This window comes from Kitasatospora sp. NPDC004745 (assembly GCF_042873275.1).
Lineage (GTDB): Bacteria > Actinomycetota > Actinomycetes > Streptomycetales > Streptomycetaceae > Kitasatospora.
Genome location: NZ_JBIALK010000008.1, coordinates 1 through 15,226, shown reverse-complemented (window position 1 = coordinate 15,226; position 15,226 = coordinate 1). Strand labels below are relative to the sequence as shown.

Here is a 15,226-nt window from a genome sequence, read left to right as displayed (position 1 = left end):
CCGAGAGGTGATTGCTGGTGCGTGCGGAACCGGGGCGACACCCGGCCGCCAGCACACACATCGGACCAGGCTAACGCGGATGCGCCGCTGGACCAAAACGGATCCGGGGCGGGGCGCTCGGCCCCGCCCCGGATCCGAAGAGCGTGGGGACTAGTTCTTCTGGATCTGGTCGAAGGAGAGCTCGACCGGGGTCTCCCGGCCGAAGATCTCGACGAGGCCCTTGACCTTCTTCGAGTCGGGGTTGATCTCGTTGATGGTCGCCTGCAGGGTCGCGAACGGCCCGTCGGTGACGGTGACCGAGTCGCCGACCTCGAAGTCCAGCACCTGGATCTCGCTCGGCTTGACCGGCGAGGGCTTGCCGGCCTCCTTGGCCGCCTGGCGCTCGACGTCCGGGGCGAGCATCTTGACGACCTCGTCCAGGGTCAGCGGGTACGGGTCGTAGGCGTTGCCGACGAAGCCGGTGACACCGGGGGTGTTGCGCACGACGCCCCAGGACTCCGGGGTGAGGTCCATGCGCACCAGGACGTAGCCGGGGAGCTTGTTCTGGCGGATGGTCTTGCGGTCGCCGTTCTTGATCTGGACGACCTCCTCCTGCGGCACCTCGGCCTGGAAGATGTACTCCTCGACGTTCAGCGAGACGGCGCGCTGCTCCAGGTTCTGCTTCACCCGGTTCTCGTAGCCGGCGTAGGTGTGGATCACGTACCACTCGCCCGGCATGAAGCGCAGGTCCTCGCGGAACTTGGCGACCGGGTCGACCTCCTCGGCCTCCTCGGTCTCCTCGGCCTCCTCGGTCTCCTCCTCGACGACCTCGACGACCTCGTCGGCGGCGGGCTCCTCGTCGCCCTCCACGTGCAGCGCGACCTCCTCGGCGGGCTCGCCGGCCTCGGCCTCGTCGTACGCCTCGACCTCGTCCTCGTCGCCGTCCGCGGCGTCCACGATCTGCTCGGCGGCCTCGGCGTCGACAGCCAGCTCGGCCGCGTCCAGCTCGGCGGCGACATCCGCCTCGCGGACGGTCTCGTCGGCGTCGTACAGGGGGGACTCAGACACGGTGGCTGCTTCTTTCCTGGAGATGGTGAAGGTGGCGCGCTCCGGGGCCGCCGCCGGCGTGCTGCCGCTCACACGGGCGCCAGGCGAGGACTCGGAGACTTCAACAGTACCGAGTCAACGGTAGCGGCCGCGTACGTCCGGCGCAGACAGCACGACCCGGGCCGAGGATCGGCCCGGGTCGGGAAGCTGTTTCGAAGGTGCGGCGGCCAGGTCAGCCGAAGATCCAGAGGCTCAGCTTGGAGAAGCCGTAGTCCAGTCCGGCCACGATCGCCATCATGACCACGACGAACGTGACCACGACGGCCGTGTAGCTGGTGAGCTCGTTGCGCGTCGGCCAGACGACCTTGCGCAGTTCGGCGATGATCTGGCGGTAGAACAGCCCGATCCGGGCGAACAGGCCCTTCTTGCCGCGCTTGCCCGACTTCTTGTCGGCGCGCTTGCGGTCGCGACGCGAGTCGCCGCCCTCGCCAGAGGTGGTCTCGGCAGCGCCGTCGGCACCCTCGGGGTTGCCGCTCTCAGGCGTTGCGGTGGAGCCCGTGGTCTCCGTCACTCGTCCTCACCTGAATCCGGGTCCTGCCGAGCGAGACGTACCCGATGGGGCACGAGCGTCCGGCTAAGCGGTGCTGATCGGTGCCCTCTCCGCATCAAGCCCGCTCGCTCTGTGGAGCGAACGGGCTGAAAGCGGATCAAGCAGCAGGGCAAGAGGGACTTGAACCCCCAACCGCCGGTTTTGGAGACCGGTGCTCTACCAATTGAGCTATTGCCCTACGGTGCCTCGTGGCTCCGTAGCGACCAACCTACCGCATCTCCCCCCACTGTCTGCACAGGTGGTGGAAGCTCCGGTCTTTTCGGCGGGCCGTCGAGCAGTGAGTGTACGTGGTCGAGGGGTGTTTGGTCGAACCTCTTCTTCCGGGTGCGCTGGTTGCCCGGCATATGTCCGGCATGCCCGCATGATCACCGGCGGATCGGCGTCCGCCGCCATGTGGACGGACGGGTACGGATGGTGAAACCGCGCCCCCCGGCCCGTGCCGGTTCTGCGACCATGCAGGCATGAGCGCTTCCACCCCGCAGCCCGACCGTTCCATCCGCCCCGCCGACCGCCGGGTCTCCGCCCGGATCGGCGCGATCGCCGAGTCCGCGACCCTCGCCGTGGACGCCAAGGCCAAGGCCCTCAAGGCGGCCGGCCGTCCGGTGATCGGCTTCGGCGCCGGCGAGCCCGACTTCCCGACCCCGGACTACATCGTCGAGGCGGCCGTCGAGGCCTGCCGCGACCCGAAGAACCACCGCTACACCCCGGCGGGCGGCCTGCCCGAGCTGAAGTCCGCGATCGCCGCCAAGACCCTGCGCGACTCCGGCTACGAGGTGGACGCCGCCCAGATCCTGGTCACCAACGGCGGCAAGCAGGCGATCTACGAGGCGTTCGCGGCGATCCTGGACCCGGGCGACGAGGTCATCGTCCCGGCCCCGTACTGGACCACCTACCCGGAGTCGGTCCAGCTGGCCGGCGGTGTCCCGGTGGAGGTCGTGACGGACGAGACCACCGGTTACAAGGTCTCGGTCGAGCAGCTGGAGGCCGCCCGCACCGAGAACACCAAGGTCGTGCTCTTCGTCTCGCCGTCCAACCCGACCGGCGCGGTGTACACCCGCGACGAGGCCGAGGCGATCGGCCGCTGGGCGCTGGAGCACGGCCTCTGGGTGCTCACCGACGAGATCTACGAGCACCTGGTCTACGGCGACGCGACCTTCACCTCGCTGCCGGCCCTGCTGCCCGAGCTGGCCGACAAGTGCATCGTGGTCAACGGCGTCGCCAAGACCTACGCGATGACCGGCTGGCGGGTGGGCTGGGTGATCGGCCCCAAGGACGTCATCAAGGCCGCGACCAACCTGCAGTCGCACGCCACCTCCAACGTCTCCAACGTCGCCCAGCGCGCCGCGATCGCCGCCGTCAGCGGCGACCTGTCCGCCGTGCACGAGATGCGCACCGCCTTCGACCGCCGCCGCCGCACCATCGTGCGGATGCTCAACGAGATCGAGGGCGTCTACTGCCCCGAGCCCGAGGGCGCGTTCTACGTCTACCCGTCCGTCAAGGGCCTGCTCGGCAAGGAGATCCGCGGCAAGCGCCCGGCGAGCTCCAGCGAGCTGGCCTCGCTGATCCTGGACGAGGCCGAGGTCGCGGCCGTCCCGGGCGAGGCCTTCGGCACCCCCGGCTACCTGCGGTTCTCCTACGCGCTCGGCGACGCCGACCTGGCCGAGGGCATCGGCCGGCTGCAGAAGCTGCTCGGCGAGGCCCGCGACTGACGTCGCCCCGGGTACGGGATCAACCCGCGACCGCCCTCCTTCACCCCTTCGGGGGACGGAAGGAGGGCGGTTCCCGTCGGGGGGCCCGATGCGGCAGTATCGGCGAATGGAACGCCTGTTGAACCCGCGAGACGTCAGGGGCCTCCCGAAGGCCCACCTGCACCTGCACTTCACCGGCTCGATGCGGCCCGCCACCCTGCTGGAGCTGGCCGACAAGCACGGCGTCCGGCTGCCGGAGGCACTCAGCTCCGGCGAGCCGCCCAAACTGCGGGCCACCGACGAACGCGGCTGGTTCCGCTTCCAGCGCCTCTACGACACCGCCCGCTCGGTGCTGCGGGACGAGGAGGACATCCGCCGGCTGGTCCTGGAGACCGCCGAGGACGAGCGCCGCGACGGCTCCCGCTGGCTGGAGATCCAGGTCGACCCGACCTCCTACGCGCCCCGGCTGGGCGGGCTGATCCCCGCACTGGAACTGATCCTGGACGCCGTGGAGCAGGCCGCCGCGGCCACCGGCACCGGCATCCGCGTCCTGGTCGCGGCGAACCGGATGAAGTCCCCGATGGACGCCCGGACCCTGGCCCGGCTCGCCGTCCGCTACGCCGACCGCGGCGTGGTCGGCTTCGGCCTCTCCAACGACGAGCGCCGCGGACTCGCCCGGGACTTCGACCGGGCCTTCGAGATCGCCCGCAAGGGCGGGCTGCTGGCCGCACCGCACGGCGGCGAGCTGGCCGGGCCGGAGTCCGTCCGGGACTGCCTGGACGACCTGGGCGCCGGCCGGATCGGCCACGGCGTCCGCGCCGCCGAGGACCCGCGGCTGATGGCCCGGCTCGCCGACCGCCAGATCACCTGCGAGGTCTGCCCGTCCTCGAACGTCTCGCTCGGCGTCTACGAGCGCCCCGAGGACGTCCCGCTGCGCAGGCTCTTCGACGCCGGCGTGCCACTGGCCCTGGGCGCCGACGACCCGCTGCTGTTCGGCAGCCGGCTGGCCGACCAGTACCTCCTGGCCCGCGAGGTCCTGGGCTTCGACGACGCCGAACTGGCCGAGCTGGCCCGCCAGTCGGTGCGCGGTTCGTGCGCACCGGAGGCCGTCCGCAAGGAGCTGCTGGCGGACGTGGACGCCTGGCTGGCGGACGGCTCCGGCCCGCACGGCGCTACAGGCTGACCCCGACCATCACCGGCTCGTTCACCAGCTCGACCCCGAAGGCCTCCCGCACCCCGTCCCGGATCTCCCGGGCCAGCGCCAGGAGGTCCTCGGCGGTGGCCGAGCCCCGGTTGGTGAGGGCCAGGGTGTGCTTGGTGGAGAGCGTGGCGGGGCCGCCGCCGTAGCCCTTGCCGAAGCCGGCCCGGTCGATCAGCCACGCGGCCGAGGTCTTGGTGCGGCCCTCCGGCGCCGGGTAGGCGGGGGCGTTCTCGGTGCCCGGGCGGGTCCGGAAGGACTCGTACTGCGCCGCGGTGAGCACCGGGTTGGTGAAGAAGGAGCCGGCCGACCAGGTGTCGTGGTCCGCCGGGTCCAGCACCATGCCCTTTCCGGCGCGCAGGCCCAGCACCGCCTCGTAGGCCTTCTCCAGCGGCACCCGCTCGCCCTGCTCGACGCCGAAGTGCCCGGCCACCTCGGCGTACTTGACCGGGGTGGAGAGGCCGCCGTGGTCGGCGAGGGCGAAGCGCACCCGCAGCACCACGTAGCGGTCCGGCTCGGCCTTGAAGCGGCTGTGCCGGTAGGAGAAGCCGCACTCGGCGCCGGTGAGCGTGACCACCCGGTCGGCGGTCCGGTCGTAGGCGACCACCTCGGTGATCGACTGGGCGACCTCCTGGCCGTACGCGCCGACGTTCTGCACCGGGGTCGCGCCGGCCGAGCCGGGGATGCCGGCCAGGAACTCGATGCCCGCCAGGCCGTGATCGCGCACCGCGCGGGTGACCGCCTCCGACCACACCTCGCCGGCGGCCAGCTCCAGCACCGTGCCGTCCAGGGCGAAGCCGGTGGTCGCGATCCGCAGCACGGTGCCGGGGAAGCCCGCGTCGCCGATCACCAGGTTGGACCCGCCGCCGAGGACGAGCAGCGGCTCGCCGGCCGCGTCGGCCGCGCGGACGGCGGCGATCACCTCGTCGTCGGTGTGGGCGGTCACCAGGCGGCGGGCCGGGCCGCCGAGCCGGAGCGTGGTCAGCGGGGCGAGGGGGGCGTCGTTTTCTACCAGCACGCCCACCAGCGTACGGGGGGAGGGGGCGCCGTCCGGCACCCCTTCCCCCCGGTGGACCCGGTGCTCAGCCGCGGGCGGCCTCGGCCGGGACGGGCCGGTCGGCGGCCCCGGCGTCCGCGGGCTCGCCGGCCTTCGCGGTCTTCGCGGTCTTCGCGGTCTCGGTCTGCTCGGCCTGCTCGGGCTTCGCGTCCGCCTCGGCCTTCGTGTCCGCGGTGTTCTCCCCGGCGGGCGCCGCGGAGGCGACGGGCTTCACCCGGCGCGGGAGGAGCATCGCGCACAGCGCCGCCACCACGACCACCCCCGCGCCGACGTACAGCGCGGGCACCAGGCCGTCGACGAAGGACTGCTCCGAGGTGTAGCCGCCCTGCGCCGAGAACACCGCCGAGAGGACGGCCACCCCGAGCGCGCCGCCGACCTCGCGCAGCGCGTTGTTGGCGCCGGAGGCGATGCCCTGCTCCTCCGGAGCGACGCTGTCCATCACCAGGGCGGCGGTCGGTGCGAAGTACAGCGACATGCCGATGCCGCAGATCACCACGGCGGGGACCTCGGAGGCGTAGTCGTAGCCGGTGGCCGCGCCGTTGATCGCCGCGTACAGCGCCAGGCCGAGGCCCTGCAGGAGCAGCCCGGTCACCACGATCGGGCGGCCGCCGAAGCGGTCGGCGAGGATGCCCGCGATCGGGGCGACGATCAGCGGCATGCCGGTCCACGGGAGCATCCGGATGCCGGCCTCCTGCGGGCTGTAGCCGCCCACGGTCTGCAGGTGCTGGCTGATCAGGAAGATCGAGCCGAACATCCCGAGGAACATCAGCAGGCCCGAGGCGTTGACCGCGGAGAAGGCCCGGCTGCGGAACAGCCGCATCGGCAGCATCGGGTGCTTCGCCCAGCGCTGCTCGTACAGCACGAAGGCGGCCAGCGACAGGACGCCGGCGACCAGCGAGAGCAGCACCAGCGGGCTGGTCCAGCCGTCCGGGTTGCCGCGGATCAGGCCGAGGACGACGCCGAACAGGCCGAGGCTGACCAGGACGGTGCCGGCCACGTCCAGCGCCGGGCTGGCGCCGCGGCTCTCCCGGAGCTTGACGGCGGAGAGCGGCACCAGGACGAGGCCGACCGGGACGTTCACCCAGAAGATCCACTGCCAGGAGAAGTGCTCGGTGAGCATGCCGCCGACCAGCGGCCCGGTGGCGATGGCGAGGCCGTTGACGCCCGCCCAGATGCCGAAGGCCAGGCCCCGCTTGGCCGCGGGCACCGCGTTGGTGAGCAGCGTGAGGGTGAGCGGCATCGAGACGGCGGCCCCGGCACCCTGGACGGCGCGGGCGGCGATGAGCGCGCCGATGCCCGGCGACAGCGCCGCCGCGGCGGAGCCGACCGTGAAGAGCGTGAGCCCGATCAGGAAGATCCGGCGCCGGCCGAACCGGTCGCCGAGCGCGGCGCCGAACATCAGCAGGACCGCGAAGGCCAGGGTGTAGGCGCTGACCGTCCACTCCAGGTCGGACAGGCCGCCGCCGAGGTCCTCCCGGATGGAGGGCAGTGCGGTGGTGACGACCAGGTTGTCCAGGCTGGCCATGAAGCCCGCCACGCTGGTGATCACCAGGGTCCAGACACCGAGCCTGCCCAGGCCCGGCGCCTCCGTTTTCTCCGACATGACTCCCCCAGTTCACTCTGGATAGTTATTGATCAATAACTTCTGCGGGCCGAAAGAGGGCCGTACGGACTCCGCCGCACGGCCGACACCCGGCGTCCTACTCGGTCTGCTCCCCGGCCGGCCCCTCGACCAGCCCCTCGGGCCCCTCGTCCGACCCCTCGGCGTGTTCCTCGTCCGACCCCTCGGCGTGTTCCTCGTCCGACCCCTCGGCGTGTTCCTCGCCCGACCCTTCGGCGTGTCCCTCGTCACCCCGCCCGAAGCCGTCCCAGATCCGGTGCTCCCGCGGGAACCCCAGCGCCACCAGGGTGTTGATCAGCATGCCGTAGGCCATGAAGGCGGTCGCCTCGTCGGTGTCGCCGCCCAGCCGGATCCTGATCCGGTCGAACAGGTCCAGCCAGCCCTTCCGGGCGGCCTCGCCGATCTCGTCCTCGTCCGCGGTGTCACCGGCGAACACCGAGACGTAGAGCTGCATCTGCATCATGAGCTGCTCGCGGTCCTCGACCAGCCCCAGGTACGCGCGGGACATCGCCTCGCCGGCCGCCTCGCCGGTCAACCCGGCCGACGCCTCGTCGAAGACCTGCCAGGTCTCCTCGATGCAGCGGTCGGCGGCGGCCTTGAAGATCGCCTGCTTGCCCGGGAACAGCCGGAACAGGTACGGCTGCGAGACGCCCACCCGGCGGGCGATCGTCTCGGTGGACGTCCCCCGGTAGCCGCTCCTGGCGAACTCGATCATCGCGGCACGGACGACGCTCTCGCGCCGCTCCTCCGCACTCATCCGCATGCTCGCCCTCGCCATGGGATCAAAGTTAGTGGCCAATCACTATCCAGGCAAGGCCCGCGGCCGCGGCGGGAACCCGTCGGGCGGGCCCCGTCGCGGCGGACGGGACGGGGGCGGCCGTGCCGCGCCCCGGCCTCAGCCGAGCTGGACGACGGCCTTCGACATCCCGAGGACCTTCTGCCCGCCCGTGGTGGCCAGCAGGTCGACCTGCACCCGGCGGCCCTCCAGCAGCTTGGCGACCTTGGCCGACACCTCGACCACCGCGCCGACCCCGTCGTTCGGCACCGGGACCGGACGGACGAAGCGGACGCCGTACTCGACCACCGCGGCCGGGTCGCCGACCCAGTCGGTGACCACCCGGATCGCCTCGGCCATGGTGAACATGCCGTGCGCGATGACGTCCGGCAGGCCGACCTCCAGCGCGAACCTCTCGTTCCAGTGGATCGGGTTGAAGTCCCCGGAGGCGCCCGCGTAGCGCACCAGGGTGTCGCGGGTCACCGGGAAGGACTGCGCCGGCAGCTGGGTGCCGACCTCGACCTCGTCGTAGCTGATCGCCATCGTGCTCACTCCCCCGCCTCGTCGGCGGCCCGGGCCACCAGCGTCATGACCGACGTCACCACGTGCTCGCCGATCGCGTCCGACACCTCGCCACGCACGGTGAGCACGTCGTTGCCCGCCAGCGACTTGATGTTGTCGATGGTCACCGCGACCGTCAGCCGGTCGCCCGCCAGGATCGGGCGGGTGTAGGCGAACTTCTGGTCCCCGTGCACCACCCGGCTGTAGTCCAGGCCCAGCTCCGGGTCCTCGACCACCTGGGAGGCCGCCCGGTAGGTGATCACGAACGGGAAGGTCGGCGGGGCGATCACGTCCGAGTGGCCCAGCGCCTTCGCCGCCGCCGGATCGGTGAACGCCGGGTTGGCGTCACCGATCGCGATCGCGAACTCGCGGATCTTCTCCCGGCCCACCTCGTACGGCTCGGTGGGCGGGTAGGTCCGCCCGATGAAGGAGGGGTCGAGCGCCATGGCAGCTCCTCGAAAAGCGGGTGGATACGAAAAAGCTCCGGGCCGCACCCCCCTGGAGGGATGCGGCCCGGAGTTCAAGACCTGAATTCACACAGGCCCGATGATGCCCTGCGTGAGGGTCAGCGGGTCTCGCGGTGCGCGGTGTGCGAGTTGCAGCGGGGGCAGTGCTTCTTCATCTCAAGACGGTCCGGGTCGTTACGCCGGTTCTTCTTGGTGATGTAGTTCCGCTCCTTGCACTCCACGCAGGCCAGCGTGATCTTCGGGCGGACGTCGGTGGCAGCCACGGGAGTGCCTTCCTTGGACAACGAATAAGAACACAACAAGAGTAGCCGACCGGGAGTGCGATCTCCCGACCGACTACGCGGGGTAGCGGTGACCGGACTTGAACCGGTGACACAGCGATTATGAGCCGCTTGCTCTACCAACTGAGCTACACCGCCACGGTGATCCGCAGCACAGCCGAGGCTGACTGCTTCTCACCAGAGCCCCCATGCGGAATCGAACCGCAGACCTTCTCCTTACCATGGAGACGCTCTACCGACTGAGCTATAGGGGCGAACGAGGAAGAGATTACACGTTTCGCGCCCAGAGGTGAAATCCGTATCCCGACGCGAAGTCCGCAGGTCGGCGAGGTGCACGGACGAACGATCCAAGGCCCCGCGTTCGATCGGCCCCGGAGCCGCACGGCCCGACCCGATACGACTATTGCCCGCCTCCCGGCACCCCGCGCCCTCGCGCCATAGGCTCGACCCTCATTGACCGGGACGGCCCGGGACCAGCACGGTCCGGCCGACCGGACGGGCCAGGGCGGGAAGGAGCCGGCGATGGACAGCTCAGCCGCCGACGGGCCGCACTCCGGCCCCGGCCCGGCGGCCAACCCGCTCGGGCACGGCCCCGTCCTCCTGCTCACGGGCGCCCGGCTCGCGGACGGCCGGGTGGTGGACGTCCGGATCAGCGGGGACCGGATCCAGGCCGTCGGCACGGTCGGCAGCCTCGGCCCGCTGCCCGCGCTGCCAGGCGCCCCCACCGTGACCACCGGCGCCCGGATCGACCTCACCGGCTACCTGCTGCTGCCGGCCCCCGCCGAGGCGCACGCCCACTACGACACCGCCTTCTCCGCCGCCCTGCCCGCCCCGCCTCCGGACACCCCCGCCGACCTCACCCGCCGGGTCACCGAGGCCGCGCTCACCTCGCTCGGCTACGGCGCCACCGCCCAGCGCACCCACGTCCGGATCGGCGACGTGCACGGGCTGCGCCGGCTGGAGGCGGTGCTCACCGCGCGGCAGGCCCTGCGCGGCCTGGCCGAGCTCCAGGCGGTGGCGATGCCCCGGCTGCTCACCGGGCGGGCCGGCGCGGACGGCCGGGCGCAGCTGCGCGACGCGCTCAAACTCGGCGCCACCGCGGCCGGCGGCTGCCCCGAACTGGATCCGGACCCGGCCGGGTACGTCCAGGTGCTGCTGGACGCCGCCCGGGAGGCGGACTGCCCGGTGGACCTGCACACCACGGCCGCGGACCACGCACGACTCGCCAGGCTGGCGGGTGCGCTGGCCCCGCTGCGGCCCCGGGTGACGCTCGGCCCGTGCGGGGCGCTGGCCCGGGGCGCCGCCGCGGCACTGGCCACCAGCGGGGTGCGGGTGGTGTGCCTGCCGCAGAACGGCGGCTGCACCGGACTGGAGGGCCGCTCGTCGGGTCTGCGCCCAGGACTGCTGCGGGAGTTGGTGGAGGCCCGGGTGCCGCTGGCGGCGGGCAGCGGCGCGCTGCGGGACCCGTCCAACCCGGTCGGCCGGGCGGATCCGCTGGAGGCGGCCTACCTGCTGGCGGCGAGCGGGGAGCTGGACGCCGACGCGGCGTACGACGCGGTGGCCAACCAGGCCCGCAGCGCGCTGGGGCTGCCGCTGGTCCGGGTGGACGCCGGGTTCCCGGCGGAACTGCTGGCGGTGCGCGGGGACAGTCTGACGGGGGCGCTCGCGGGCGGCCACAGCCGGCTGGTGGTGCACAGCGGACGGGTGGTCAGCCGGACCAGCGCGGTACGGGAGTTCGCGGACACCGTGGCGCTGGCGCTGCCCCGGCAGTCGGGGAGCACCGGAGGGGGTTAGCGCCCGTCCCGCGGATCCCGTCGGGCGGATCCCGCCCGGCGGCGGCCCCGGGGCCGGGCAGCCGGGGAAGCCTGCGAAGCCGGGGAAGCCCAAGGGGCGCGCAGCCTTGGCTGCGCGCCCCTCCCCCACTACTGGCCGCCGTTCGACGGGCGGCTGGAGCGGTCCCGGGCCTCCCCCACATAGGAGCCGGTCCCGCTCGGTCGACACCGACACTACGCCCACGGAGCACCGCCCCCGACCGGCCTTGACGCCCCCCTGTCGCCCGCGGGACCGCTCTTGACGGGCCGTTGACGCGACGGGACCGGACCGGCCCGGGGCTCCCGGCTCAGCCCCGGCCCGGCTCAGGGCTCAGAGCTCCCGGCTCCCGGCTCAGGGCTCAGGGCTCAGGGCTCGTACCGGTAGCCGATCCCCGGCTCGGTGATCAGGTGCCGCGGCCGGGCCGGATCGCGCTCCAGCTTGCGGCGCAGCCCGGCCAGGTAGACCCGCAGGTAGTTGCCGCGCCCCTCCTGGGCCGGCCCCCACACCTCGCGCAGGATCTGCCGCCCGGGCACCAGCCGGCCGGGGTTGGTCACCAGCAGGGCGAGGATCCGCCACTCGGTCGGGGTGAGCCGCACCGGGCCGCGCGGGCCGGTCACCGTGGTGGCGGTGAGGTCGACGGTGTGGTCGCCGATCACCGGCCGGCCCGGCGGGGCGCCGACCGGCGGCCGGCGCAGCACCGCCCGCAGCCGGGCCAGCAGCTCGTCCATCAGGAACGGCTTGGTCAGGTAGTCGTCGGCGCCCGCGTCCAGGGCGCCCACCTTGTCGGCGGCGCCGGACCGGCCGGAGAGCACGATGATCGGCGCCGCACTGCGGGTGCGCAGGCCGCGCAGCACGTCCATGCCGTCGAGGTCCGGCAGGCCGAGGTCGAGCAGCACGGCGTCCGGGGCGCGGTGCGCGGCGCGGTCCAGCGCCTCGCCCCCGCTGGCCGCGGTGCGGACGGCGTACCGCCGGGCGCTGAGGTTGATCCGCAGGGTGCGCAGCAGCGCCGGCTCGTCGTCGACGACCAGGATCTCACTCATGGACGGGCTCCTCCGCGGTCGCGACGGGCAGGGTGAGCAGCATGGTGGTGCCGCCGCCGGGGGTGTCCTCGACCTCCAGGCTGCCGCCCATGGCCTCGGCGAGGCCGCGGGAGAGGGCCAGGCCGAGGCCGACGCCGGTGGTGTTGTCGGTGTCGCCGAGGCGCTGGAAGGGCAGGAAGACCCGGTCGCGGTCCTCGGGCGCGATGCCGGGGCCGCGGTCGATCACCCGGATCTCCACCTGGTCGGCGTGGTGGCTGGCGGTCACCAGGACGGGTGCGCCGGGGGCGTTGTGGCGCAGCGCGTTGGTGATGACGTTGGCGAGGACGCGCTCCAGCAGGGGTGGGTCGGCGAGCACCGGCGGGGCGGTCTCCAGGTCGAGCGGCTGGACCGGCGCGTACGGGTCGGCGAGGCTGTCGAGCGCCCGGGGCAGGACCTCGTCGACGTGGGTCCCGGTGAGGTGCAGGGTGAGGGCGCCGGCCTGGAGGCGGCTCATGTCGAGCAGGTTGTCCACCAGACGGGTGAGTTTGACCAGTGATTCGTCGGCGGTGGCGAGGAGTTCGGCCTGGTCCTCGGGCGAGAACTCGACGTCGGGGCTGCGCAGCGAGCCGACCGAGGCGAGGGCGGCGGCGAGCGGGGTGCGCAGGTCGTGGCTGACGGCGGCGAGCAGGGCGGTGCGCATCCGGTCGGCGGCCTTGATCGGCTCGACCTCGGCGGCGACCACGGCGAGCCGCTCGCGTTCCAGGGCGGCGGCGGCGTGGGCGGCGAAGGCGGTCAGCACCCGCTGGTCGGCGGCGGGCAGCCGGCGGCCGGTGAGGACCAGCAGGGCGTCCGTGGCCACCGGGACCTCGGTGGTCTCGACGGGGGCGCCGTCCTCGTCCGGCTGCCCGGCCCCGGAGTGCGCGATCACCTCGCCGTCGGCCCGGGAGAGCAGGGCGACCGTCCGCATGCCGAAGGCCGTCCGGGACTTCTCCAGCAGGGCGGGCAGCGCGTCGGCGCCGCGCAGCACGCTGCCGGCCAGGGTGGAGAGGGTCTCGGCCTCGGCGGTGGCGCGGGCGGCCCTGCTGGTGAGCCGGCCGGCGTGGTCGACGACGGTGGAGACGGCGAGTGCGACGGCCGCGAAGACCACCAGGGCGACGATGTTGTTGGTCTCGCCGATGGTCAGGGTGTGGATGGGCGGGATGAAGTAGTAGTTGAGCAGCAGCGAGGCGGTGACCGCGGCCAGCAGGGCGGAGGTGGCACCGCCCAGCAGCGCGACGATGACCACGCCGAGCTGGAAGATCAGCGCGTCGGTGGTGAGGTTGATGCTCTCGTGCGCCTGGGAGAGCACGGCGGTCAGCAGCCAGGGCAGCGCGAACCCGGCGGCGTAGCCGGCGACGGTGCGGCGGCGGGAGTGGCGGCGGCCGAGCGAGGGCAGCCGGCCGCGGCCGGTGAACGCGTGGGTGACCATGTGGACGTCGATGTCCTCGGAGGCGTCCACGGTGGTCTCCCCGATACCGGGGCCGGTCAGGAAGCGGTTGACCCGGCCGCGGCGGCTGGTGCCGAGCACCAGCTGGGTGGCGTCGTGGGCGCGGGCGAAGGCCAGCAGCGCGGTGGGGATGTCGTCGCCGACGACCATGTGATAGCTGCCGCCGAGGGTCTCCACCAGTTGCCGCTGCTGGGCGAGCGCACCGGAGGAGGCGCCGGCCAGGCCGTCGCTCCTGGTCACGTGGACGGCGAGCAGCTCGCCCCCGGCGGTCCGGTCGGCGATCCGGGCGGCGCGGCGGATCAGGGTCTCGCCCTCGGGGCCGCCGGTGAGGGCGACCACGACGCGCTCCCGGGTCTCCCAGACCCGGTCGATGTTGTGGCTGGCACGGTAGTCGCGCAGGCCCTCGTCGACCCGCCCGGCCACCCAGAGCAGGGCGAGTTCGCGCAGGGCGGTGAGGTTGCCGACCCGGAAGTAGTTGGAGAGCGCGGCGTCCACCTTCTCGGCCTTGTAGACGTTGCCGTGGGCCATCCGCCGGCGCAGTGCCTGCGGGGCCATGTCGACGAGTTCGATCTGGTCGGCCCGGCGGACCACCTCGTCCGGGACGGTCTCGCGCTGCGGGACCCCGGTGATCTTCTGGACGACGTCGTTCAGCGACTCCAGGTGCTGGACGTTGACGGTGGTGATGACGTCGATCCCGGCCGCCAGGATCTCCTCGACGTCCTGCCAGCGCTTGGCGTTCCGGCCGCCGGGGATGTTGGTGTGCGCCAGCTCGTCGACCAGCACGACGGCGGGGCGGCGGGCGAGCACGGCGTCGAGGTCCATCTCCTCGAACCCGGCCTCGCGGTAGGTGCGCCGGGCCCGGGGCAGCACCTCCAGACCGGCCAGCATGCCCTCCGTGTGGCACCGCCCGTGGCACTCGACGTACCCGACCACGACGTCGGCGCCGCGCTCGCGTCTGCGCCGGGCCTCGTCCAGCATCCGGTAGGTCTTGCCGACCCCCGGCGCGGATCCGAGGTACACCCTCAGCCGGCCACCGCGGATGCCGGTGCCGGGGGTGAGGTCGCGGGGCATGGGCGCTGCTTCTTTCCATCGGGAGGGAAGGCCGGGCGTGCCTTCCGTCGGGAGCGGAGGCCGGTCTGGTCCCGTCCGGGGAAGCGGGCGGGGAGCGGGCGGGGACGCGTGCGACCGGCCCGGGCGCGGGAGCCGTTCTCCCGCGCCCGGGCCGGCCCGGTCACTCGATGCTGTGACGATGTGTCACTTCTGCTCGCTGAGAGCCTTGTTGAGCAGGACGACGTTGACGCCGTCCTGTCCGAGGAAGCCGAGCGAGCGGCCCTCGGTGTACGTGTCGACCAGCTGGTTCAGCCTGTCGACCGGCAGGTTGCGGGCCTTGGCGACCCGGTCGACCTGCTCCTTGGCGTAGGCCACGGAGATGTGCGGGTCGAGGCCGGAGCCGGAGGCGGTCAGTGCGTCGGCCGGCACGCTCGCCGGGTCGACGCCGTCGAAGGCGGCGACGGCGGCGCGGCGGTCGTTGACGGCCTTCAGCAGGTCCTCGCTGTTCGGGCCCTGGTTGGAGGCGCTGGAGGAGGACGGGTCGTAGCCGGCCCCGGCGGCGGAGGGGCGGGGCT

13 protein-coding genes, 3 tRNA genes and 1 pseudogene are annotated in these 15,226 nt (G+C 72.9%); 3 read left to right on the top strand and 14 right to left on the bottom strand.

From position 1 onward, the window contains the following. Nucleotides 1–150: 150 nt before the first annotated feature. The 3 genes from nusG to ACFYUY_RS16095 all read right to left on the bottom strand — a co-directional run bounded on the left by nusG (nucleotide 151) and on the right by ACFYUY_RS16095 (nucleotide 1,814). Nucleotides 151–1,047 (bottom strand): transcription termination/antitermination protein NusG, encoded by an 897-nt coding sequence (nusG, locus tag ACFYUY_RS16105; RefSeq protein ID WP_387901082.1) that lies wholly within the window; start codon nucleotides 1,045–1,047, stop codon nucleotides 151–153. Between the two features lie 211 nt (nucleotides 1,048–1,258). Continuing rightward, the gene (gene secE / locus ACFYUY_RS16100; RefSeq protein ID WP_360209190.1) at nucleotides 1,259–1,597 is read right to left on the bottom strand and encodes a preprotein translocase subunit SecE; all 339 of its coding nucleotides are present in this window, start codon (nucleotides 1,595–1,597) and stop codon (nucleotides 1,259–1,261) included. A 144-nt stretch (nucleotides 1,598–1,741) separates the two neighbouring features. Beyond that, a tRNA-Trp gene (locus ACFYUY_RS16095) sits at nucleotides 1,742–1,814 on the bottom strand. A 283-nt stretch (nucleotides 1,815–2,097) separates the two neighbouring features. Here ACFYUY_RS16095 and ACFYUY_RS16090 point away from each other — a divergent pair. Both ACFYUY_RS16090 and ACFYUY_RS16085 read left to right on the top strand, forming a co-directional pair. Beyond that, entirely contained in the window at nucleotides 2,098–3,345 is a 1,248-nt protein-coding gene (locus ACFYUY_RS16090) for a pyridoxal phosphate-dependent aminotransferase (protein WP_387901078.1), read from the top strand. A gap of 106 nt (nucleotides 3,346–3,451) precedes the next feature. Beyond that, nucleotides 3,452–4,507: an adenosine deaminase gene (locus ACFYUY_RS16085; RefSeq protein ID WP_360209195.1), complete on the top strand. Its 1,056-nt coding sequence runs from the start codon at nucleotides 3,452–3,454 to the stop codon at nucleotides 4,505–4,507. Here the strand turns inward: ACFYUY_RS16085 and ACFYUY_RS16080 are convergent. From ACFYUY_RS16080 to ACFYUY_RS16045, 8 genes and pseudogenes are all read right to left on the bottom strand, one after another. Further along, nucleotides 4,497–5,540: a UDP-N-acetylmuramate dehydrogenase gene (locus ACFYUY_RS16080; RefSeq protein ID WP_387901074.1), complete on the bottom strand. Its 1,044-nt coding sequence runs from the start codon at nucleotides 5,538–5,540 to the stop codon at nucleotides 4,497–4,499. The genes ACFYUY_RS16085 and ACFYUY_RS16080 overlap by 11 nt on opposite strands. Nucleotides 5,541–5,604: 64 nt before the next feature. Beyond that, a complete protein-coding gene (locus tag ACFYUY_RS16075) occupies nucleotides 5,605–7,182 on the bottom strand; it encodes a DHA2 family efflux MFS transporter permease subunit (protein ID WP_387901071.1) in 1,578 nt (525 codons plus the stop codon). Between the two features lie 259 nt (nucleotides 7,183–7,441). Then, nucleotides 7,442–7,957, bottom strand: a pseudogene (locus tag ACFYUY_RS16070) (TetR/AcrR family transcriptional regulator); the annotation flags it as partial. Between the two features lie 138 nt (nucleotides 7,958–8,095). Beyond that, on the bottom strand, nucleotides 8,096–8,518 hold the full coding sequence (locus ACFYUY_RS16065) for a MaoC family dehydratase (RefSeq protein ID WP_360209206.1): 423 nt from the start codon (nucleotides 8,516–8,518) through the stop codon (nucleotides 8,096–8,098). Nucleotides 8,519–8,523: 5 nt separating this feature from the next. Further along, nucleotides 8,524–8,982, bottom strand: coding sequence for a MaoC family dehydratase N-terminal domain-containing protein (locus ACFYUY_RS16060; RefSeq protein WP_360209208.1), 459 nt, complete (start codon nucleotides 8,980–8,982; stop codon nucleotides 8,524–8,526). A 119-nt stretch (nucleotides 8,983–9,101) separates the two neighbouring features. Continuing rightward, complete coding sequence (rpmG, locus tag ACFYUY_RS16055; RefSeq protein ID WP_006604855.1) at nucleotides 9,102–9,266, bottom strand: 50S ribosomal protein L33; 165 nt, start codon at nucleotides 9,264–9,266, stop codon at nucleotides 9,102–9,104. A gap of 83 nt (nucleotides 9,267–9,349) precedes the next feature. After that, nucleotides 9,350–9,422, bottom strand: a tRNA-Met gene (locus ACFYUY_RS16050). 43 nt (nucleotides 9,423–9,465) lie between these two features. Further along, nucleotides 9,466–9,538 (bottom strand) — tRNA-Thr (locus ACFYUY_RS16045). Nucleotides 9,539–9,806: 268 nt separating this feature from the next. On the opposite strand from ACFYUY_RS16045, the gene ACFYUY_RS16040 reads away from it, so the two are divergent. Beyond that, on the top strand, nucleotides 9,807–11,078 hold the full coding sequence (locus tag ACFYUY_RS16040) for a hydrolase (RefSeq protein ID WP_360209211.1): 1,272 nt from the start codon (nucleotides 9,807–9,809) through the stop codon (nucleotides 11,076–11,078). 383 nt (nucleotides 11,079–11,461) lie between these two features. Here ACFYUY_RS16040 and ACFYUY_RS16035 read toward each other — a convergent pair whose 3' ends face one another. The 3 genes from ACFYUY_RS16035 to ACFYUY_RS16025 form a co-directional block, all read right to left on the bottom strand. After that, the gene (locus tag ACFYUY_RS16035) at nucleotides 11,462–12,136 is read right to left on the bottom strand and encodes a response regulator (protein ID WP_360209214.1); all 675 of its coding nucleotides are present in this window, start codon (nucleotides 12,134–12,136) and stop codon (nucleotides 11,462–11,464) included. Then, a complete protein-coding gene (locus ACFYUY_RS16030) occupies nucleotides 12,129–14,672 on the bottom strand; it encodes an ATP-binding protein (RefSeq protein ID WP_387901066.1) in 2,544 nt (847 codons plus the stop codon). The genes ACFYUY_RS16035 and ACFYUY_RS16030 overlap by 8 nt, the downstream gene beginning before the upstream one ends. A 183-nt stretch (nucleotides 14,673–14,855) precedes the next feature. Beyond that, on the bottom strand, nucleotides 14,856–15,226 hold a 371-nt coding region (locus tag ACFYUY_RS16025), incomplete at its 5' end, for a potassium-transporting ATPase subunit C (RefSeq protein ID WP_387901063.1).